Annotated in this window: 22 protein-coding genes; 20 read left to right on the plus strand and 2 right to left on the minus strand. The window is 51.0% G+C overall.

Features of this window, described 5'->3' with window-relative positions:
- Positions 1–285, minus strand: a 285-nt coding sequence (locus IPH59_07905; GenBank protein MBK7091629.1) for a hypothetical protein, incomplete at its 3' end; no start/stop codon positions are given.
- Between the two features lie 154 nt (positions 286–439).
- Here IPH59_07905 and IPH59_07910 point away from each other — a divergent pair.
- The 17 genes from IPH59_07910 to IPH59_07990 all read left to right on the plus strand — a co-directional run bounded on the left by IPH59_07910 (position 440) and on the right by IPH59_07990 (position 18,932).
- Positions 440–1,753 (plus strand): MFS transporter, encoded by a 1,314-nt coding sequence (locus tag IPH59_07910; protein ID MBK7091630.1) that lies wholly within the window; start codon positions 440–442, stop codon positions 1,751–1,753.
- Between the two features lie 114 nt (positions 1,754–1,867).
- Positions 1,868–3,115, plus strand: a complete 1,248-nt coding sequence (locus IPH59_07915; protein MBK7091631.1) for an imidazolonepropionase — start codon at positions 1,868–1,870, stop codon at positions 3,113–3,115.
- Positions 3,112–3,588 carry a hypothetical protein gene (locus tag IPH59_07920; GenBank protein MBK7091632.1) on the plus strand — a complete coding sequence of 159 codons (477 nt, stop codon included), beginning with the start codon at positions 3,112–3,114 and terminating at the stop codon, positions 3,586–3,588. The genes IPH59_07915 and IPH59_07920 overlap by 4 nt, the downstream gene beginning before the upstream one ends.
- Positions 3,589–3,662: 74 nt before the next feature.
- Entirely contained in the window at positions 3,663–4,664 is a 1,002-nt protein-coding gene (locus tag IPH59_07925; GenBank protein MBK7091633.1) for a PorV/PorQ family protein, read from the plus strand.
- A gap of 4 nt (positions 4,665–4,668) precedes the next feature.
- Positions 4,669–5,124, plus strand: coding sequence for a hypothetical protein (locus tag IPH59_07930; protein MBK7091634.1), 456 nt, complete (start codon positions 4,669–4,671; stop codon positions 5,122–5,124).
- A 39-nt stretch (positions 5,125–5,163) separates the two neighbouring features.
- Positions 5,164–5,535 carry a rhodanese-like domain-containing protein gene (locus IPH59_07935; GenBank protein MBK7091635.1) on the plus strand — a complete coding sequence of 124 codons (372 nt, stop codon included), beginning with the start codon at positions 5,164–5,166 and terminating at the stop codon, positions 5,533–5,535.
- Between the two features lie 192 nt (positions 5,536–5,727).
- Positions 5,728–6,777, plus strand: a complete 1,050-nt coding sequence (locus tag IPH59_07940) for a hypothetical protein (GenBank protein ID MBK7091636.1) — start codon at positions 5,728–5,730, stop codon at positions 6,775–6,777.
- An 82-nt stretch (positions 6,778–6,859) separates the two neighbouring features.
- Complete coding sequence (locus IPH59_07945; protein MBK7091637.1) at positions 6,860–8,131, plus strand: hypothetical protein; 1,272 nt, start codon at positions 6,860–6,862, stop codon at positions 8,129–8,131.
- 12 nt (positions 8,132–8,143) lie between these two features.
- Positions 8,144–9,253 carry a hypothetical protein gene (locus IPH59_07950; GenBank protein MBK7091638.1) on the plus strand — a complete coding sequence of 370 codons (1,110 nt, stop codon included), beginning with the start codon at positions 8,144–8,146 and terminating at the stop codon, positions 9,251–9,253.
- A gap of 127 nt (positions 9,254–9,380) precedes the next feature.
- Positions 9,381–9,956 (plus strand): GNAT family N-acetyltransferase, encoded by a 576-nt coding sequence (locus tag IPH59_07955; protein MBK7091639.1) that lies wholly within the window; start codon positions 9,381–9,383, stop codon positions 9,954–9,956.
- A 54-nt stretch (positions 9,957–10,010) separates the two neighbouring features.
- Positions 10,011–11,549, plus strand: coding sequence for a YifB family Mg chelatase-like AAA ATPase (locus IPH59_07960; protein MBK7091640.1), 1,539 nt, complete (start codon positions 10,011–10,013; stop codon positions 11,547–11,549).
- Between the two features lie 101 nt (positions 11,550–11,650).
- Entirely contained in the window at positions 11,651–13,360 is a 1,710-nt protein-coding gene (locus IPH59_07965; protein ID MBK7091641.1) for a S8 family peptidase, read from the plus strand.
- 173 nt (positions 13,361–13,533) lie between these two features.
- Positions 13,534–14,724 (plus strand): acetate--CoA ligase family protein, encoded by a 1,191-nt coding sequence (locus IPH59_07970; GenBank protein MBK7091642.1) that lies wholly within the window; start codon positions 13,534–13,536, stop codon positions 14,722–14,724.
- Between the two features lies 1 nt (position 14,725).
- Positions 14,726–15,592: a succinate--CoA ligase subunit alpha gene (gene sucD / locus IPH59_07975; GenBank protein MBK7091643.1), complete on the plus strand. Its 867-nt coding sequence runs from the start codon at positions 14,726–14,728 to the stop codon at positions 15,590–15,592.
- 220 nt (positions 15,593–15,812) lie between these two features.
- Positions 15,813–16,826 (plus strand): asparaginase, encoded by a 1,014-nt coding sequence (locus IPH59_07980; GenBank protein ID MBK7091644.1) that lies wholly within the window; start codon positions 15,813–15,815, stop codon positions 16,824–16,826.
- An 83-nt stretch (positions 16,827–16,909) separates the two neighbouring features.
- Complete coding sequence (locus tag IPH59_07985; protein MBK7091645.1) at positions 16,910–17,368, plus strand: HD domain-containing protein; 459 nt, start codon at positions 16,910–16,912, stop codon at positions 17,366–17,368.
- A gap of 169 nt (positions 17,369–17,537) precedes the next feature.
- Positions 17,538–18,932: a tryptophanase gene (locus IPH59_07990; protein MBK7091646.1), complete on the plus strand. Its 1,395-nt coding sequence runs from the start codon at positions 17,538–17,540 to the stop codon at positions 18,930–18,932.
- A 461-nt stretch (positions 18,933–19,393) separates the two neighbouring features.
- On the opposite strand, the gene IPH59_07995 is transcribed toward IPH59_07990, so the two are convergent.
- Entirely contained in the window at positions 19,394–19,954 is a 561-nt protein-coding gene (locus tag IPH59_07995; protein ID MBK7091647.1) for a hypothetical protein, read from the minus strand.
- A gap of 226 nt (positions 19,955–20,180) precedes the next feature.
- On the opposite strand from IPH59_07995, the gene argF reads away from it, so the two are divergent.
- From argF to IPH59_08010, 3 genes are all read left to right on the plus strand, one after another.
- Entirely contained in the window at positions 20,181–21,101 is a 921-nt protein-coding gene (gene argF, locus IPH59_08000; GenBank protein ID MBK7091648.1) for an ornithine carbamoyltransferase, read from the plus strand.
- Between the two features lie 22 nt (positions 21,102–21,123).
- Entirely contained in the window at positions 21,124–21,948 is an 825-nt protein-coding gene (locus IPH59_08005) for a hypothetical protein (protein MBK7091649.1), read from the plus strand.
- A gap of 130 nt (positions 21,949–22,078) precedes the next feature.
- Positions 22,079–22,516 carry a PaaI family thioesterase gene (locus IPH59_08010; GenBank protein ID MBK7091650.1) on the plus strand — a complete coding sequence of 146 codons (438 nt, stop codon included), beginning with the start codon at positions 22,079–22,081 and terminating at the stop codon, positions 22,514–22,516.
- Positions 22,517–22,600: the final 84 nt, after the last annotated feature.

The raw sequence follows: 22,600 nt of genomic DNA on the forward strand, positions 1-22,600 counted from the left end.
AATCGCCGAATTCTGGTCCGCCTGTTCCAGTATCGTCACCGCTGCCCCATCCGTAGACTTCAACAGGATATTCTTGCCAAGAAAGTTAATGTTCTCGACATAAGTCCCGGGAGAAACATAAACCGTATCACCACTGTTGGATGCAACAATGGCCGCCTGAATACTCGGATAGTCGGTCGGGACGTTTATTATCGTAGCGAAAGACGGTTGCGTTAAGACCAACAATGCCATTGCCACTAATAGCACACGAAGTACCCGCGAATCAGCCTTTGAGTTGTTTTTCATCTTTTTGAGCCTATCCCCAAGAGAGTTAACTAATTGGCATTCAATATACATAAACTCGACAAATCTGTCAACGGCAATGAGCCGAATTGCGGCCTGTGAACTACTTGTAATCACTCGTCAATATTGCGTATATTTCTAACGGAGAAGATACAACTTGAAAACAGCCGCACCGACATCCGACCCCACTTCAAACTCACCAACCACCAGTCGAATACGCACGACCTTGCGGGCATTCCAGCACCGCAACTATCGACTCTACTTTTTCGGCCAGGCAATTTCTATTACCGGCACGTGGATGCAGTCGATAGCGCTTAACTGGCTGCTGTACAAGCTGACCGATTCGGTCTTTATGCTGGGACTGGTCGGATTTGTCCTGTACGCGCCGAATTTCTTCTTCGCTCCGATAGCAGGAGTATTCGCCGACCGCACCAGTCGCTTCAAAATGTTCTTCACTGCGCAAGTACTCGCCATGCTGCAAGCGCTCACGATGGCGGTACTGGTTCTGACCGATACGGTTCAAGTTTGGCATATCGTGACTCTGGCGGGTGTTTTAGGTGTGATCAATTCCTTTGATTTTCCCTCCCGCCAGTCGATGGTGGTCCTGTTGGTTGAGAACAAGAACGACCTTAGCAATGCAATTGCTCTCAATTCGTCGATGGTTAATCTTGCGCGGGTACTGGGTCCTTCATTAGCAGGTATCTTGATCGCCTTGATTGGCGAAGGTTGGTGCTTCCTCTTAAATGGTGTCAGCTATATCGCTGTACTCGGATGCCTGATGGCGATGCGCCTTCGACCACAGGAGGCAACGAAGTCCGTGGGCAACATCTGGGGCGGTTTCCGCGAAGGCGTCCGCTATGCCTTTAACTCGCCTTCGATACGCCCAATTCTGATACTGTTGGCGTTTGTGAGTGTGATCGGCATGCCTTACGCAGCTCTGATGCCGGTCTATGCTCGCGACATTCTCCTTGGTGACTCGCGCACGCTTGGATTCCTGATGGGCGCAACTGGACTCGGAGCAATCACGGCAGCAATCTATCTCGCCTCGCGACAGCGCGTACTTGGACTTGAAAAAATGTTGGCGATTGCAGCGACCGGCATGGGTAGCGGTCTTATCGCAATTTCCTTCATCCGCGATTTCTGGGTGGCAGTGCCATTCATGTATCTGATTGGCATTGGGATGATCTCGCAGATAGCCTGTACGAACACCATTCTGCAGACCCTCGTTGATGAAGACAAGCGCGGTCGCGTGATCAGCCTTTATGTCGCCGCCTTTGTAGGAATGTTGCCGTTCGGAAATCTGATAACTGGCACGTTGGCAAGCGCCATCGGCGCTCCGCATACGATGCTGGTCACTGGAATACTGTGTGTTGTCGCTTCAATCGTGTTTGCGACTCGACTGTCTCAATGGCGTTCGTTTGCATATCCAATCTTCATCGAGCGTGAGAAAGCAGCACTGAACAAAACATAGTCCAAATGAACTTGCGGAAAAGGGCTTGGATTTAACTGCCAAATTCTTTTACGTATCGCAGATGCCGAAACAAATCGGACCCGATTTTTGGAATCTATCGAAAGACTTGAACGCGTGAAATTACTTCGCAATTGCTCACAGCTGGTCACCTGCTCGAACGATGACTCTCAACCGAAGACAGGTGAGAAAATGAGTCATCTTGAGCTGATAGAGCAGGGTGCTCTCGTCTTTGAAGGCGAAACAATCAAATGGGTGGGAATTGAATCAGACGTCACCGCAGCTTTCCCCAAAGCACGCTTTGAAGAAGTCATCGACGCCAACGGCATGCTTGTTACCCCCGGCTTAGTCGATCCTCATACGCACCCGGTGTTTGCGGCGACTCGCGAAGATGAATTCTATATGCGCAATGCCGGCAAAACCTACATGGAAATTGCCGAAGCCGGCGGCGGCATAAGAAACTCCGCCCGACGCCTCCGTCAAGCAGACGAGGGAACTCTCTACAATAATGGCATACGTTTTCTCAACCGAATGCTCAAGAGCGGCACAACCACCGCCGAGGCCAAATCTGGATATGGACTCTCCACCGAATCCGAGGTAAAATCACTTGAAGTCATCCAACGTTTAGACAAAAATCACCCTATTGACTTAGTGCCGACTTTCCTCGGCGCTCACGAGTTTCCGGATGAATATCGCTCAGACCGCGAAGGCTACGTCCGGCTCCTTATCGAAGAAATGATACCGTTAGTTGCCAAACGCAATTTGGCGAAGTACTGCGATATCTTCACTGAAGCCGGAGTGTTTGATATCGATCAATCCCGGCGAATCATGTCGGCCGCCAAACAGAATGGATTCGAATTGAAGTTTCATGCCGACGAACTAAAATCGGTTGGCGGAGCCGAGTTAGCTGCCGAACTTGGCGCGGTTAGCGCTGACCATCTCGTTTACGCATCCGATAACGGAATTGCTGCTATGGCGAAAGCTAAGACCATTGCAGTGTTTCTGCCTTCGACGACTTTCTTCCTTGGGCATAAAGAGTACGCACCTGCGCGCAAGATGCTAACTGCCGGAGTCCCGGTGGCGCTGGCGACTGACTTCAATCCGGGTTCGTCCTGCAATACATCATTGCAGGCGACAATGACAATAGCGGCTATCTACCTGAAAATGACGCCCGAGGAGATCCTCAACGCAGTCACCTTCAATTCAGCCTGTGCGATTGGAATGCAAGAGAAGGTAGGTTCATTGCAAATTGGTAAGCTCGCCGACTTTGTCCTTTGGGATGCCGAAAACTACAAGCAGCTGCCTTACTTCTTTGCACAGAATCCAGTGACCGCCGTCTACAAGCGGGGACAGAAAGTCGTATGAAGTACCTGTTGGCGATTATTGCACTCTTGTGCGCCGGGTGCGGCGTCTACTCTTTTTCCAGCTCGTCACTTGGCGGCGTTAAATCAATCGCAGTACCGACGTTTGAGAATCAGTCGCTGGAGTATGGGATACAGGAGGATCTTACTCGTGAAATTATCAACCGCCTGATCCAGGACAATACACTCAAAGTAGTTGCCGCTGCAGATGCCGATGCTATTCTGCGCGGCGAGGTCATAAAATATGAGCGTAATGCTTATACTTACGATAAGTCCGACAATGTCTCAGAGTACCGCGTCAATATCTATGTCAATTTCGTGATGGAGCGCAAGGGTGGAAAGGCGCTGGCGGAACGGACCAATGTGTTGGGTTTCGGAGTCTACTCGGCTTCGACACAAACCGAGGACGAAGGCAAACTTCAAGCGATCGATAAACTGGCGCGCGATATTGTCGATGAATTAACGAAATCATGGTAGGAACTTTCGACGTCCTGCCGTACTATTATAGATGTTCATAGAATTCGCTAACAGACAACCCTGAGGAAATCGCAATGAGACAAATTGTCTTATTCTCCACTCTCCTGATGCTCGTTCTTTCGTCTACTCTTCTTGCCGGCAAGAGCAAGGTTGGTACTACCGCTTACCCGTTTCTTAAGATCGGAGTTGGTGCCAAGGCATTGTCGATGGGTGGAGCCTTCGTCGGATTGGCAAACGACGAATCTGCGATCTACTACAATCCTGCAGGATTGATAGGGATGCAAACCAAAGCGTTGTCGGCATCTTATATGAACTACATCGCAGATATTCAGTCCGGAAGTGTGATGTTCGTTATGCCGAAGGGAACTACCGAGACCGAAGAAGATCAGTACAGCTACGATGAAGAGGACGAGCCGACCATTTACGACAGCAAGTCGGCATTGGCATTTGCGATCACCTATTTGAGCTATGGCACGATTGACGAAACAAATTCATCCGGCCAGGTTATTGGTGACTTCTCTGGTTCTGATATGGCATTTACACTTGGATATGCCAATAAAGTAGCCAAGCAGCTTTCGGTCGGTGCAAACGTGAAGTTTATCTATCAGAAAATAGATGAGTTCTCTTCGCAGGGAATAGCCGCCGACCTTGGTTTACTTTACCGCCTGAAGGACGGGCGCACAAATCTCGGCCTCTCAGCATCCAATCTCGGCGTTCAATTGTCGGGATTATCTGAAGAACATAAAGACCCGCTCCCCATTCTGATTCGCGCCGGTCTCTCGCATCGACTCCGCGAGATTCCAATAACTGTGTCGGGCGAGGGGGTAATGCCGACTGACAATGATCTCTATGGCGCAATCGGACTCGAATTTCAGCCAGATAAAATCCCGCTTGCCGTTCGCGCCGGCTACTCAAGTTTCGGCAGCAACTATAAGACCGACGGCGACAAGGACAATACTGCTGGATTTTCATTCGGTGCCGGCTTTGCATTTCCCAAGATCAATATCGACTATGCTTTCCTTCCCTATGCTGATCTAGGCTCACTGCATCGTGTTAACCTGGCATATCGCTGGTAGCGCTTTGTCTCGACTAATCTGCATTCTCCCGATTGTTTCGGCGCTGATCATTGCCTCATGCGGTAATGATGGACCATCAGCGCGCCATCATGTTCTGGAATTCGTCCGGTTGATTCAGGCCGATTCGCTTGCCGACATAACTCCGTTCATTGACTTGGATTCCGTCGCCACTTACGAGTTCAGCGAAGGGAAGTACGACAGTCTCAACCTCGCAGCCAAGAAACAACGCCTCTTAACAGGTTTCATCGGTTCGGGCGAGTACCGAGGCGTTTGGGCAAAGTCTCAGATTGTCGTCAATGAAGAATTCCGCCGCGATGACTCCACGGCGTTGGTCGAAGTCTCATTTATTGACCGCACCACCCGCATCCAGTATTACTCCCAGATGGGCCTGAAACTCCGAAGCGGAAAATGGTCGATAACTAATTTCAAAGCCAATCAGGAAAATCGCGAATCCCGTTGAGCCGCACGAGCGGACAATCGCGAACTCAATAAATTATCCATGTCATCCTGGTTTCACTTCGGTAGCAACGAGCCCTCATCCAAAAGCATCAGCGAAATCTCAGTACAGGAACTGAAAGAGCGCCTTGATCGGGAATCCACGCTTCTTCTAATTGATGTCCGTACGCTCGAAGAGTACGAAAATGGTAGAGCACCGCATGTCAAGGCACGCATTGAGTATCAGGTCATCGCTGCTGAAATTGACGCCACACAATTTCCAAAAGACCAGCCGATTTACCTCATTTGTCGCGCCGGTCGGCGTAGCATGGTTGCTGCACGAGAACTCGCTGACTGCGGATATCTGAATCTGATCAATATCAAAGGCGGAATGAATGACTGGATAAAGTCGCACTTTCCGGTCATTAAACGATAGCGCCACGCCCAACGTCTTTCCATTGTCACTCTGATTGTCCCGCTCGTTTGAAATTGTGGTCTGCCATTATATTACGTCGTATCCATTTTCAGGAGACCGCCAAAAAATCCCTTGCATTTCCCGGACACGTTTTGTAAAGTGCGGACTGTTATTTTTTGATTATCACGTCTTTTAGATAGCTCTATGGAGGAGATGATGTCGGTTGGGAAGTCGGTTTATCTCGCAATAGGCGTACTGGTTTCGGCTTTGTTCTTATTTGGTTGCGAAGGTGACCAGGGATTAGAGGGACCTCAAGGGTTTGAAGGACCGATTGGTCCTCCCGGAAACAACTTCACGCCTCCACCCATTGCCACACAAAACTTTGGTTTGATGTTGAACAATAGCACCGCCAATGACTATAGCGGCGCTCCAAAGATCGAAATTACTTCTGACGCCAATGCCGTACCAAGTGCAAACAGAGTCGTTGCCCGCTTGATGGACGTTGCTCCGATGATCGACGGAATTGACGGCGGTACTCAGGAATGGGGAGATGCATTAACCTCAACTATTCCTTTGTCGAATCTTTCCGGAGCTGATAACGGAATCGCGACCGTCAAAGTCCGATTCGGTTACGACCGCACCTACGTCTACGCACAATTCATTTGGACCGAAGTCGCCACCGGTGACTTTACGGTAGGTGCTGATACTACCAAAGACTTCTGGAACCTATTCGAAGGCTCGTGGATTCGCTCGGGCGGCGAAGACAAACTTTTCCTTGCCTGGGAAATTTCTGACGTCGTTGGCTGGGATACGGAAGGATTGAATTCGATTTTCGATGGCACTTCCTTCAAGACGTCCAATATTGGTGAACTTGCCGACCTTTGGGTCTGGCAATCGACAGAGTCGTACTACGCGGACATAGTCTCCGATAATGTGGTGACTTTCGCGATCGACAATGGATTGACGAACGACCTTGGCACAACCGCTGTTTTGCCAAACGCTCCGTTGAACGGCCTTCCACGTTACATGAAATCAAATTCTCCAAGAGTGGGTACTAATTATCCACTGCAGATATTTGAATATTCGGAGTTCATAGCCAACTACAACTGGGCTGAAGGAGCGAAAATCCCGGGATACGTCACAAAGGTCCCAGCCGGTTCCGCTGCGGATATCCAAAGCGTCGGGACATTTTTTAGTGACACTTGGATTGTTGAATTGCGCAGACTTCGAAATACAGGACACGCCGACGATCTCGGCTTTTAATCTACGGCATCAATTTTTGGGAGTAATATAGCAATGCTTTTGATTTCGAATTCCAAGCTGCGGAGACTTCAGGGAGGATCAGATGCGTAGGGGAATAATGCTGCTGATTTGTCTCGGTCTGTTTTTCGGGATGTTCGTGATGAGTGGTTGTGAAGGCGATCAGGGCGAACCAGGCAAGATTGGCGATCCCGGCGACCGCGGAATCCCTGGAACTGATCCGGACTTGGATCGTCCACAGGACCGCTATTTTGGCGTTGGTGTCGTCAACGCGAATGATCGCGCTGTCAGCGGTAACAAGCGAGTGTTTGTTACTTTTGACTCAACTGCCCGTGCCACGCGCGACACTGTAGTTGCTGCACGCGCTGCCAATCCGCCTCTGATAAACGGAATTGACGGAGAAGAAGTCGAGTGGGGTGAACAAAAGTCCCGTATTCGTTCGAGCTTCCTGAATACAGGTGTTGGTCTCACTGATCCGGAAATATCCGAAATCGTCTGCCGAGTCGCTTGGGATGACTACTACATCTATTCCTTCTTCCAATGGAAGGAGCGCAAAGTATCGGTTATCACCCAGGCTGGCGACTCTACCATTTATGAGGTTACTACCTCCGACGGTCCGAACGAATTGGTGATGGATGCGCTTAGTAAGATTATCGAGGAGATTGAGCCATTCGATACGACACTTTTCAGTTGGGTACGCGTACCGGTGCTTGGTGTAGAAACACTTTTCTGTTTCTTTGATCCGACTGTACAGGAAACGATTTGCGAGGTCGATACCACCTTTGGCGATACAACATTGATCTGGGTTGACCCCAGTGTCGGCGAAGATAAACTCGCACTTTTCTGGGGCGATACAGAAGTTCAAGAATGGTCGGATTTGGCATTTCGCGAGTTCTTTGGAATGTCGGGTGCCGGCGGTGCGCTTCCGAATGGGCTGTTTGTCGATGCTTGGATTTGGGGTGCCGGAACTTCCAATCCTGTCTCAACCGCCGACGATTGGAATCTTACCAGCCGGGGGAAAGCCCCGGACGCCGGTGCCGCATCGTATATTCTTAATCACGTGCTGCCAGACTCAGTTCCACTTTACCAGAGCTTCCGTGATCCCAATTACAAATCTCAATTGAATCTTCAACGGGAAATCTATCCGCTGTGGTATTTCGATGTAGTTGGATTTAGTCCGGCAGGCTGGGATTTCGAACGCCCTGTATATCTTCCCGGAATTATCTCAACAATTCCTAGCGGCAGTCGTGCCGACATCTATGCCCGTGCAACTTTTGATGATTCGGGTGGCGGCGTATGGACCTTGGAAATTCGCCGTGCTCGCAGAACACATTCTGGCGACGACGTGGTCTTTTAGGAGGAGTGAGAAATGACAAATAAGATATTCTTGATACTTGCTGGGTTGTTGCTCAGTCTACTCGTGCTCACCCTAGTTGGCTGCGACGGCATTTCCGGAGATCGTGGCCTCAGCGGCCCTCCCGGGCCGGGTGGCGACGACTACGTATTGCCAATTCCTGAGAATCGATTCTTCTCATTGGCAATTACCAACAACAGTCAGCGCAGCCACAATGGTGCTCCCAAACTCTATCTCGCCTTTGATGGCGAACACCAGGCTGCGGGCGATACGGTCTATTGCTACCAGCTTCCAACAGGTGTCGCTCCTGCTATTGACGGCAAAGACGGCGAGGACGCTGGATGGGGAGATAAGTTCACGAACATTGAACTTGTCCGTGCTGCCGGAGACTACAACTTTATAGAATCTGCGCAAGTCCGTTCCGCATTCGATAATGAGTATCTCTACTTCCAGATACAATGGACTGAAGTTGCTAACGCCCAGTACGGACTTGAAGTCAGCAACAGTAATAATCCAGAGTACTGGATCTATCCTACAGACGGTGTGGGCAATCCTGATCGTTGGTCGAAATCGACCACGAATGAGGATCGCTTAAATCTGTTCTTCGAGATTACGTCGGTTACTCGCTATGCAAGCGACGGCTGTCTTGTTACGTGTCACACCGATGACGGAGTCGTTAACGGCAATTTCCACGCCACCAGAGGCTCACGCGAGCGCATGGACATTTGGCATTGGACTTCAGCGACAACAAATTTTACCGGCTATGCATTAGATCGCTTCTTGGATAACGGAGCAAGTGGTGGCGTAAAGAATGATGTCGGGTTGCCGGTTTATCGCCTCAATCGTGAATTCACGATTACCGCCGGTGATACGATTGATCGCCCGAAGTACATGGCGCCTGCTGATCCTAATAGCAATGCGAGTTATCCGCTTTGGGACTACCAAATCAGACCAACCACTTCGACTAATTGGGTCGTTGGTTCGACCGTTCCTGGATTTATCAACAGTATTCCTTGGGGCTCTACCGCAGACATTCAGGCTGTGGGCGAGTTCGACAATGGAGTCTGGACGGTTGAAATGAAACGCAAACGCTTCACCGGAAACGGTGACGACGCCCGCTTCTAAGACTGTTACATCATTTTGTAGGGTCATTGGCTTACTGCCAATGACCCTTTTTCTTTTTGGGAAAGATGATTGATTTTTGCAACATTTGAATGTAGCTTAGAAACACCATATTAAGGGAAACCACTCGATGATGCTGAAATCGAAGAGAATCTATCTGCGGCCGCCACGACGCAGCGACGCTAATGCGTTGTTTGACGCCATTGCGGCAAGCCGGAAAGAGCTTGATCAGTTTTTGCTCTGGCCGCCGCACACGACTAAGGTCAAACACAGCTCTGAGTTCATCCGCCGGACATTTGTTTGGCGCAGACGCGAAATGGCCTATGCGTTCAGCGTTTTCGACTCGGCGACCGATGAATATCTCGGAAACTGTGGGCTCCACGACGTCCGGCAACGAATTCGTTCTGCCGAAATCGGATACTGGATTCGTTCGGATCATGCAGGCAAAGGACTAACCACTGAAGCAGCAGCATTGCTCCTCCGATTTGCCTTCGAGGGGTTGCGACTCCATCGAATAGTCCTGCGTGCTGCCACAGACAATGCGGCTTCGATCCGTGTCGCCGAAAAACTCGGGTTCCAATTTGACGGAATTCACCGTCACGAGGATCTCTTGGCGCGCGGATGGATTGACTACAAGTATTTTTGTATGATCGAAGACGAATATCGGGCAGCGAAAGACAAACTTACAGCACTAATCACAAAGTAGCGCAATCGACGAATAATCTAGAATTTACATATCCCATTCTCAAAGAGGTTTGGCGTGTTAGCAAAGGTTGTTTCTTCGGCAGTATTGGGCATCGACGCCTACACGGTTGAGGTCGAGGCTGACATCACTCCGCAATTGCCCATGTTCGCCACAGTTGGTCTACCGGATGGCGCAGTCAAGGAAGCTAAAGAGCGGGTCATGTCGGCAATCAAGAACAGCGACTTCATTTTCCCGAACAAAAAGGTCACAATCAATCTGGCTCCGGCTGATATCCGCAAGGAAGGCTCAGCGTTTGATCTGCCCATGGCTGTTGGAATTCTGGCTGCGACTGGACAGGTAATGCGTGAAGAATTCCACGATGTCGTCATGCTTGGCGAGCTTTCGCTTGATGGCTCACTCAAGTCAATTGAAGGCGTTTTGCCGATGGCGATGAATGCCCAGAAGGTTGGCCTGCGCGCAATCGTGGTCCCGCGTGGAAATGCCCCTGAAGCTGCTATGGCGCAGGGAGTCGCCGTCTATCCGGTTGGCTCTCTCAAGGAAGCTATCGCATTTCTTGAGGATGAACGCTTGGTTTCGCAATTCACAATTGACATCAAAGCTGTCTTCGATACCGCTCGAAGCTATACCACTGACTTCGCCGAAGTCAAAGGCCAGGAAGGTACGAAGAGAGCCCTCGAAGTTGCGGCTGCCGGTGGCCACAACATCATTCTCGTTGGTCCCCCAGGCTCCGGCAAAACTATGCTCGCTCGACGCCTGCCAACAATCCTACCAGACATGACGCTCGATGAAGCTCTCGAAACTACCAAGATTCACTCGGTAGCGGGGCTTCTGCCTTCTGATACACCGCTCATTGCGACACGTCCGTTTCGCTCGCCACATCACACGATCAGTGATGCCGGTCTCATAGGTGGTGGGCGCATTCCACGACCCGGCGAAGTGAGCCTCTCGCACAACGGCGTGCTATTTCTCGATGAACTTCCCGAGTTTCGCAAGGATGTACTGGAAATGCTGCGTCAGCCGCTCGAAGACGGTTCAGTCACAATCTCGCGCGCGATGACCTCGCTGACTTATCCCTCTAAGATGATGTTAGCGGCGGCAATGAATCCTTGTCCGTGCGGGTACCATGGTGACCTCTCGCATGAGTGCACCTGCAATCCGATGCAGATTCAGAAATATCGCAGCAAGATCTCCGGCCCGTTGTTAGATCGTATCGATATTCACATTGAAGTCCCCGCTGTCAAGTTCAAAGAGCTATCCGATCTCAACCTTGCCGAAAAGTCAGAGAAAATCCGCCTGCGAGTCAATGAAGCACGTTCGCGTCAGCACACCCGCTTCGCCGGTCACAAGCAGCTCTATTGCAACGCCCACATGGAATCGCGTGATATTCGCGAGTTCTGCCCGCTGGATGATAAAAGTCAAGACCTGTTACGATTGGCAATTGGAAAACTGGGATTATCAGCACGGGCCTATGACCGCATTATCAAGGTCGCCCGCACAATTGCCGACCTGGAATGTTGCGACAATATTGATGTCCAGCACATCTCTGAGGCAATCCAGTACCGGAGTCTGGACAGAAGCCTTTGGACAAATTGACTTGGAACTTTGAGGCTGAGATTCTATTACTATTAAACAATCGGAGGCGCCGAACCGTTAAATAGGCGATGGACAAATAGCTTAGGAATGGAGACCAATCGATGAAGTCCGAAATTGTTTTCACTCTTTGTATTTTCCTTTGTATCAGTTTCGCTTCATCAATTTGCGGTTCCTCACTGGCTACCGACAAAGTGAACATCTCTTCTGAAAGACTCACTGGCGACTCCATCAAAGTGTGGATCTTCTTCACCGACAAAGGCGAGTCAGTTGGCGCCATCTCGAAACCAACAGCAGTATCTTCACACGCAATAGCGCGCAGATTGTCCCGTGCTGCTGCTGTCGATTTTGCCGCTCTTGATCGCTCGATTTCCGATGATTACCTCGCGCAAATTCAACCATACATCCTGAGAGTAGACAACCAGTCACGATGGCTCAACGGCGTAAGTGCCTATATCAACCCGTCCAACCTTGATGATTTCGCGCGCCTTGAATGCGTGAAAGAAATCCAATCTGTCGCGGTTTACCGGCGTCCAGCTGAACCCCTACTGCCGGAAATCGAGATTCTCGACAAACCTTCTGCGCCTTATCCGCCCGAATACGGCCCCTCCTGGTCACAGATGAACCAGATCCAAGTACCTGCGCTCCATACCTTGGGATTCAAAGGCGACGGAGTGAGAATTCTCGTGATGGACACCGGTTTTCGCATCGATCATCCGGTCTTTGTCAACACCGATATTGCGGCGACACACGATTTCATCAATGACGATGAAGATGTTCAGGACGATGGCGAGATTCCTGCGACACAGCAGTCACACGGTACGCAAACACTTTCGGTAATCGGAGCAAATGCACCAAACCTGATGTTGGGAGTTGCTTATGAAGCGACCTTTCTGCTGGCGAAGACAGAACTTTACGGCCCAGAAATCATCACCGAAGAGGACGACTGGGTTGCAGGACTTGAGTGGGGCGAAGCTCACGGCTGCGATGTAGTCTCAAGTTCTTTGGGTTACATTGATTGGTACGACTATGCCGACATGGACGGCAATACCGCTATCACAACCAAGGCAGCAGATATTGCCGCTTCGTTGGGCGTGATGGTAGTGAATTCAATTGGCAACGGTCAGCGCGTATCGGTACAACCTACACTGATTGCACCCTCCGATGGCGACAGTGTTTTCGCAATCGGCGCTGTGACTTCCGGCGGCGAGATCACACATTTCTCGTCAAATGGACCATCCGCCGACGGGCGCGTCAAACCCGATCTTTGTGCGTGGGGTTCAGGAAACACCGTCGCCAATCCAACAAGCAACGGCCTAACGACAAATAGCGGTACTTCGTTTTCTTGCCCGCTCGTTGCCGGAACCGTTGCGCTCCTGATTCAAGCAAAGCCCGAGTGGAAGTTCGGCGAAATCTTCGAGTCATTGACTTCCACTGCAACCCGCGCCAACGGTCCCGACTCGGTGTTTGGTTATGGCATCGTGCGAGCGTTTGACGCCCTCAATTATGAAAACCACGAAGAGCGCAATATTGTCGGCATCTCCGCGTATCCCAACCCATTTGCGACGAGGGTGAGTTTTGATTTCGAAGTTACCCCGCCCGGCGAGGTCGAAATCCGCATTTATACCATTGCCGGTGAAAAGGTTGCCACCATAACCCGTCCGCTGGGTGATCCTGCGCCGCTGACTTGGAACGGCACGAATCAGAATGGGGAAGAGGTCGCTGATGGTGTCTACATCGCCTACATCTTGGCGGAGGGCATATCTGAAACTCGAAAAGTCCTAAAAATCACCTCTATCATCAACCTCGATTAGATCAATATCTGGGACATTTGAACGCCACCCTTGTGAAAACCGTCACGTTTTTGCATTTGACTTGCGAAAATCCAGCGGCTATACTGATTGCCGAAACGCGGTTTAGCCCGCGTTTTCGCATAGTTACGTCGGGGCCAAAATCCCGACAAGATTAGTCTTAGCAGGAGTTGTTTATGCGCCTCTATGAATATGAAGCCAAAGATCTCTTCAGCAAGTTCAAGATTCCCATCAGCGCCGGTAAACTGGCAGACACACCAGACGAGACAATTCGAGTTGCTCTCGAAGCTGGTCTTCCGCGTGTGCTCAAATCGCAAGTTCTGACCGGTGGTCGCGGCAAAGCAGGCGGCATCAAAATCGTCAAGTCCGAAGCTGAACTTCGCGAAGCCGCAGCCGCACTTTTCAAATTGTCGATCAAGGGTTATCCCGTCGACAAGGTGCTGGTCGACGAAGTGCTGAACATCTCCCAGGAATACTATCTCGGTGTCACCATCGACCGCGCCAACTACAAGTTGGTTGTAATTGCCTGCGCCGATGGCGGTGTCGAGATCGAAGAGACTGCGCGCACTCACCCTGAAAAGATTCTCAAACTCTCCTACGATGTCGATGAAGACTTCCACAGCTTCGATGCAATCAAGGTCGCCAAATTTCTCGGCTTCTCGGGCGATCAGATCAAGGCATTCACGCCGATTGCAATAGGGCTCTACAACTTCTTTAAGAAATATGATGCCAAGCTGGCGGAGATAAATCCGCTGGTTCGTACCGCCGAAGGCAAACTTCTCGCCGCTGATGCACGGGTATCTCTCGATGAAGACGCGCTCTTCCGTCACGCCGACTTGCAGAGCATGGGAATCGAAGTTCGCCACGAAGAGGGCGAAATGACCCCGCGCGAAAAGCAGGCGCAGGAGTGGGAGATTCCGTACCTCGACTTGGACGGCGACATCGGCATGTTCCCTGGTGGCGCCGGGTTCGGTATCATGGGTAACGACTTCATTCAGTACTATGGCGGCAAACCCGCCAACTTCATGGATTCAGGCGGCGGCCCGACGCCGGAACGTCTCGCTAAAATGCTAATCCTTCTCGATGAAAACCCGCAAGTGAAAGCCATCTTCGGTGCCCGCTTCGGCGGTATCAGCCGCTGCGACGACTTCGCCAAGGGCGTTGTGATGTTCCTGAAGGATCACGGACTCTCCAAACCGATGGTGATGCGCTTCACCGGCAACATGTGGCGCGAAGGAATGCAGATTTTCGAAGATGCCAAGAAAGAAGATCCCAAAATGTTCGAGAAGATCGAATACCACGGCATCGAGACTCCGATCGAAGAGATCGCCAAGCGCGCCGTCGCTTTGGTGAAGGAGGTCAAATAACATGGCTATTCTCGTTGACAAAAAATCGCGCGTCATCGTGCAGGGCATCACCGGCGGCGCCGGATCGTTCCATGCCAAACGCATGAAGACCTATGGCACCAACATCGTCGGCGGCACTTCGCCGGGCAAGGGCGGCTCGTCAGTTGAAGGCACACCGGTATTCGACACCGTCGAAGAAGCCGTCAAGCAGACCGGTGCAGATACATCAGTCGTATTTCTACCGGCAAAATTCGTCATGGAAGCCGCCATCGAAGCGATTCGCGCAGGTATCAAGTTCATCGTCGTCGTGCCGGAACATATTCCGATTCACGATATGCTCAAAGTCCGCAAGGAAGCCGTCAAATACGGCGCAACCGTACTCGGCGGCAACACTGCCGGAATCATCACGCCGGGACAGGCGAATCTCGGCATTATGCCTGATATCGCCTTCACGCCGGGTCGCGTTGGAACGGTGAGCCGCTCCGGATCGTTGACCTACTATATTGCCGATACCCTGACCTCAGCCGGCTACGGTGAAACGACCTGCGTCGGTTTGGGCGGCGATCCGGTTCTCGGTTCAACATTTGATGAAATCCTCTGGAAGTTCGAGCAGGACGACGCTACCAAAGCAATTGTGATGGCTGGTGAAATCGGCGGCGTCTATGAAGAACGCGCTCAGGACGTTATCAAGAAGATGAAGAAACCGGTGATTGTAATGATAGGCGGCGTCTTTGCCCCTCCCGGCAAACGCATGGGTCATGCCGGCGCTATCGTCGAAGGCAACATGGGAACGGCTGAATCAAAATTGAAGATTCTCGAAGAAGCCGGCGCGCACCGCGCCAAGACATTCTTGGATATTCCGAGGATACTGAAGTCGCTGAGTATATAGTTTTCTTCGGTAGGTTAGTAAGTAGGTCAAGAGCCCTGTGCTACTGACAACTCGCCACTGGTGAGTCATTCCGGCGAAAGCCGGAATCTAGGTTTCGCTTCTATCACACGAATCGGGTGCCCCACCGCTTGCGGTGGGACAATAGGTCAATAGGAAGGGAACTCTGCGTTCCTGACAAACACGAACCATTCTTATCCAACGAAACAGATTGCGATGTTCAATGACTAATACCGAAATCCTCTCCGAAGTCCGCCGCAACGGCACCGTCGAGTCCGTTCACTACGGTTCGATCGTCGTCACCGACAACAAGGGCACTGTGCTGTACCATGTCGGCGATCCGGAACTTGTAACCTTCACAAGGTCATCTGCAAAGGCATTCCAATTCCTACCGGTGTTTGAATCGGGTGCGACAAAACACTTCGGCCACAGCCTTCAGCAAATGGCAATTATGCTCGGCTCGCACAACGGCAGCGAATTGCATCAGAAGGTCGCGAAGTCAAACCTCGACCTGATTGGACTCGACGAATCATACCTGAAATGCGGCTCACATTTACCTGTCGAGTTGAAGCTGAAAGGCGAACTCCCAGTGACGGGTGTCAAATACACTTCGCTCGCGCACAATTGCTCTGGCAAACATTCCGGCCAGTTGGCGCTCGCTGTCCACATCGGCGATGACCCAAACAATTACATCGACCCGGAATCCAAAACGCAGAAACTGGTCAAGCAGGCTGTGTCGGAAGCGTACGACTACCCAATCGACCAAATCAAAATGGGCACCGACGGCTGTTCACTGCCGAACTTCTGCTTGCCTTTGCGTAACATGGCGAAAGCCTATGCCTGCATCGTGACCAAGACTTCCGACAGCCCGATTCGTCGCGAAGCGTATCAGACCATCTACGACGCAATGTCACATTTTCCTCTAATGGTTTCTGGCAACAAACGCTGCGACCTTGCCGTAACTGAAGCCTGCAAGGGTGATGTCATTCTCAAAGTCGGCGGCGAGGCAGTCCAAACCATCGGCGTGGTTTCAAAGGGCATCGGCATCGCGATCAAGGTCATCGACGGCAACACGCGTGGGCTTTTCCCAGCAATTTGCGAAGTCTTGCGCCAATTGGACGTCATCGATGACGCAACTTTCAAATCGCTTGGCGTTTTCAGCCGTCCGCAATTATATAATGACAGAAAAATCAACATCGGCGAAATCGTGCCGGTTTTCACCCTTAAACGAGGTTAGTCGTGAGAGAATTCCTCAAATCCAAGTTTCCTGAATTGAACGACATCAAGGATGCCAAACTTCGTGAAAGCGTCCTCGATGTTATGGTCGAAGCCGTCGAGCTTAGTGGCTTCAAGAAAGAAGAACTCGAAAGCGTTCCCTTTACTCTGCTGATTCCAGGGACGCCCGTGGGTCTCATTCATCATATCCGTGCAGTAACCGATACCGCTTTGCGGGCGGCGGATTCCATGACGCAGTTCTTTGGCGACAGAATCCCGATCAATCGCGATTACCTGATAGCGGGCGGATTATTGCACGACATCGGCAAGTTCTCGGAGTACAAGAACGAAGCCGGCAAATTCGGCAAATCAGACTTCGGCAAGTTAGTGCGCCACCCGTTTTCGGGGGCCGGATTGGCGATGAAACACGGCCTTCCGGCAGAAATCGTGCATCTCATTGCGACACACGCGGGTGAGGGAGACAAAGGCTACCGCTCGCCAATGTCAGTGATCTTACATCACGCCGATTTTATCAATTTCGAGGCTCTGGGCGGCAAGATCTAAGCTCACTTCAGATAAACGAGTTACAGGGGCGCAGTTTTCTGCGCTCTTGTTGCTTCTGTACTCCCCAAAACACCTTGTAATCGACACATTTTGCGATATATTGTCTGTTCGGTCCGGCCGGAATTGAGTTTCCTCCGGACAGAGCCGAAGCTTATTAATGGAGCAGACGATGGACCACTTTGCCGAGCCTTACCGAATTAAAGTCGTAGAAGCAATCAATCTCATCTCCCGCGAAGAGCGCGAACAGCGCATCCGCGAAGCACACTTCAATATCTTTAACCTGAAATCGCAGGATGTCTTTGTCGACCTGTTGACCGATTCCGGCACCAGCGCGATGAGCGACAACCAGTGGGCGGGAATGATGCTCGGCGACGAGGCCTACGCGCAATGCCGCAATTACCAACATTTCGAAGAAACGCTGCGCGACGTGTTCGGCTTTAAGTACTTCATCCCAGTACACCAAGGCCGCGTGGCTGAGAATCTCCTGTTCTCGACGATTGTCAAGCCCGGCGACTACATCATCAACAACACGCATTTTGATACCACCCGTGCCAACACGATGCACAAAGGTGGAATTCCGATCGACCTCATCTGCAAAGAGGCTCGCGACCCGCACGCCAAGTTTCCGTTCAAGGGCAATATGGATGTCGCCAAGCTCGAGGATTTCATCCGTGAGAAGGGCGCCGAAAAAATTCCGGCCTGCTTCATGACATTGACCAACAACTCCTGCGGTGGACAGCCGGTATCAATGGAAAATATCAAAGCCGTGAGCGCAGTGCTCAAGAAATTCGAGATACCATTCTACTTTGACTGCGCCCGCTTTGCCGAGAATGCCTACTTCATCAAGACTCGCGAGAAGGGCTTCGAAAACAAATCAGTCAAAGATATTACTCGCGAGATGTTCAGCTATGCCGATGGCGCTCTAATGTCTGCCAAGAAAGACGGTCTCGTCAACATGGGCGGTTTCCTCGCGCTGAACGATGGTGAGTTGGAACAGAAAATCACAAATCTGATGATCTTGATTGAAGGCTTCCGCACCTATGGCGGACTTTCTGGCCGCGATCTGGAAGCCATCGCCCGCGGCATCTATGAGGCGTTGGATGAACGCTATCTCGAGTTTCGCACCAAACAAGTAGCTTTCCTCGGTGAAGAGTTAATGAAGCGCGGGGTTCCGATCATCGAACCGACCGGCGGCCACGCCGTATTCATCAATGCCGGCGAGTTTCTGCCGCATATCGACAAGGGCGCATTTCCGGGACAATCTCTGGTGGTTGCACTTTATCGCGAAGGCGGAATCCGTTGCTGCGAGATCGGCTCTATAATGTTCGAGACTAAGGACGCCATCACCGGCAAGAGCGAATATGCACCTTACGAACTGGTCCGCCTGGCCGTGCCGCGTCGCGTTTATACCAACGCCCACCTGATGCACGTTGCTCTCTGCATGGAGAAGATTTGCAGCTACAAGGAGAAGTTGGTCGGATTTGAATTCGTCTACGAAGCTCAATACCTCCGCCACTTCACCATGAAGTTACGCGAGAAGGCGGCAGTCAGCGCGAAAGTGTAGGACACACTTAAAGCAATGGGTGAATGACCTTCCGCCAAGTTTTACAGCCATTGCGCTGGGGCGGTTGATTCCCAGATAGTCACCCCATCTTGGGACTGGTAGTGCATATACTTTCGTTATTCCCCTTAGCAAAGGGGTTGGGGTGACGCGCCACCACACTGAAGCGCGGCCGAAAAAAGCCCCCGGGCCCCGAAGGTGGAAAGGGGAGTGGGCGCGGGGGAGGCACCAGAGAACAAATGCCAGGACTTCCGTTGCGTTTGATGCGCGAAAGAGTGGAAGGGTACTTCGTATTCTGAACGATCACATCGATAAGTGGAGGGTCGAATACAACCCCCTAACCCCCTTTGCTAAGGGGGAATAACGAAATTATGCACAATGGTTGACCCGGAGTATCGGTGGATCACACTGTGCGCTACTGTCGTTCGCTGGTGCTAAATATCGTCTGAAGGTTTCTCCTGTCTCTACCGACTCACCCTCACATCTCCCAATCCAGCCTTTGCAAACAATCTGATCTTGACGTCCGCGCTACCAAAGTCAGGGTCGACATGCTCCAACTGGCAGCCGAATCCATCTTTGCGTGAACTGAACACTTCAACATCCCCAGCGCCGACCTGCGCTGATACCGATGCCGGTATTCCGTGGGGAAGTACGATCTTCGCATCACCGATGCCCAGACTCACTTCAATATAGTTCTCGCCGGCGTTCAATGTGGTTGCCGACAGGTCAAGATTGATATCGCCCATTCCTTCTTCCACCCGCAACCCTTTAGGGTCGAGGGACTGCGGCTTGAGGCTTACATCGCCAAATGTCTTCTTGTATTGCCGACCATCAAAGTTCTTCCACTCAAAATCATATTTCTTGGGCCGAGTCTTCTCATAAATCATCCAACCGCCAAGCGCAATCAGGACTAACGGCCAGAAGCGGTGAATGAGATCACCGAGGTCAAAATCGAACCAACGCAGATTATCGCCGAGAAAGGCAACACCCAGTAGAACTAACAAGGCTCCCCAAAACATCTTCATAAAGTACTCCCTTCCAACTCCAAGCGGCGTTTGATCTTCGCCGAATCTCACCAACTGTTGCGGCATGCCGAGGCACGCCGCAGTGCTCTGATATCTTTCTCGTAAGTGTACGAAAAACGAATATGATAAGTTCTAATCAACGATATCAACAAATTTCCTTGACTCTTTTCTCCTCCCCCAATAGCTTCAGCGCGATTTGGATTTTGATAATGAGGAGAATTGTGCCATGAAGAGAGACTTTCTTGCCGAGACCGATTTTACGACCGATGAGATCAATCGGGTATTTGAACTGTGCCACCAGATGAAGCAGGGTGAAATCAGCCCAAAACCGCTGCTGGGCAAGACCGTCGGCTGTATCTTCCACAAAGCCTCTTTACGGACCAGAATCTCTTTCGAGGTCGGCGTCAGTGAGCTCGGCGGCACATCCCTTTACATCACCGAAAAGGAAATCGAACTCGGCAAACGTGAGTCGATTTATGATGCGGCCAAGGTGCTGTCCCGCTATTTGGCGATGATCACCATCCGTACCTTCGCCCATTCCGATGTCGAACAGCTGGCAAAGCATGCCGAAATCCCGGTAATCAATGCCCTTACCGATTTGCTTCACCCTTGTCAAATCCTCGGGGATGCTTTCACTATTATAGAGAAGAAGAAAAAGCTCGATGGACTGAAGATTGTCTATCTGGGCGATGGCAACAATATCACCAATTCCTTCATCAATTTGGCCCGTCGATTCCCGATTCACTTCGTCATCGGCACTAACCCCAGCACCATGCCGGATGCCGAGTTAATCAAGCTCGCACAGGCTGAAAAGGTTGGCCGCGTTGAAGTTATCTTCGATCCTAAAGAAGCCGTCCGCAATGCCGATGTAGTCTATACGGATGTGTGGGCGAGTATGGGTCAGAAGCATTTGGCAGAGGAAAAGGCGGCATTGCTAAAGGACTTCCAGGTGAACGACAACCTCATGAAGTTGACAAAGCCTGATTGTCTTGTTATGCACTGTCTGCCTGCTCTAAGAAATGCTGAGATAACCGACTCTGTGATCGACGGTCCAAACTCGGTAGTTTTCGATCAGGCCGAAAACAGACTCCACATCCAAAAAGCGATTATGCTCGTGTTAATGGATGACAAAAGACTGAAGAACTAATTTTTCTTCAAAGGAGTCACATATGTTTCGCCGCAGTATTTTTGCGGGACTTTTCTTAGTCCTCGCGGCAATGTTTACTTTCGTCGGCTGCTCGGATGATGCCAACCCGAACAATTCTAATGTCGGCGATCCCAATTCTCCTGAGTTTCAACAAATGAAAGCGGCAATAACCACCGCGGTTGATTCTACCTTGGGCACTTCCATGAAGTTCGCCTACAAGCCGAATCGTTTTCCAACCGATCTTGGCTGGGACGACGGTCCAGTGCTTGGTCCGACCGACTCGCTGCTGTACAACTATAATGGCGGCTGGCATATTCTGTACCTTGGCCTTACCGCAAGCGTCGACTACAGCTTCACGTTCGTCGACTCAGCCCGTTTCCTGGAAGGCTCGAATGTCGCCCAGTTCTTCCGCTCACGCGCATGTACTGGTCTTGACCTGATCCACCATCAATCGTCGGCTTACAATGGAACTGACGATGATTACACCGATTTGCAGAGCTATGCTGACTTGAGTTTCCGCAATCGTCTCGAACCGAATCCGTACTTCTATGGTCATGTGAACCACACGATTGATCACTACTACAAAGTTGGCGGCGAGCAGAAGCAGATCAGCTACGAATTCGACCTGGTTGCTAATGACGTCACTTACGAAGTCGACTATTCCGGCGAGTGGCAAAATTCTAATGTCACCGGCGGCGAGCTGATAATCTCCGTGATTGTCGACAACGGTACCGACTCGATTGAATGGGATATCAACATCGAATTTAACGAGAGCGGCCAAGCTATGGTCGAAGCCTCAAATGGCGAGAAGACCTACTCATTTACAATCACGCCGCAATACCAGTAAAACAGAATTGGAATTTTGCTGATACGAAGGCGCACCTTTACGGTGCGCCTTCTGCATTTGTGGCTACTTCTTCAGGCACGAACCGCTTTTCCCAATTGACTGAAAGTCAATTCGTCTCTATACTCCTTCAATGCCAAAGGAAGTCGTTAGGTACAACCACTGTTTCGTCTGCGGTCCCGATAATCCGATCGGTCTGAATCTCAAGTTCCTTTCCGAAGGTAACCGCGCCTGGACAGAATTCCAACCCGATCGACGCCACGAGGGCTACAAGGGAATCCTCCACGGCGGAATAATCGGTGCCATACTTGACGAAGTGATGATCAAAGCGGCATTGGCGCAAGGCATCATCTGCGTTACGGCATCAATGGAAATCCGCTACAAAGCCCCCGCGAACTTGACTTCTCGATTTCATTTTGAAGCATTCGTCACTAAGATCCGTGGCAGAATCATCGAAACAAGCGGATTGATGACCGACGAAACAGGGAAGTTGATTGCAGAATCCACTGCAAAATACATGACAGTCACTCCGGAAATGCAGGCACGCCTCAACCAATCCCTCTCAGAATAACACCGGTATTACGCAAAACTGTGCAGCTACTTAGCAGCTTCAGTCACAACCGAATTCTCACCGATGCCACCGCCTAAATCCTCT

Source organism: bacterium, from assembly GCA_016708315.1.
Taxonomy (GTDB): Bacteria; Zixibacteria; MSB-5A5; order CAIYYT01; family CAIYYT01; genus JADJGC01.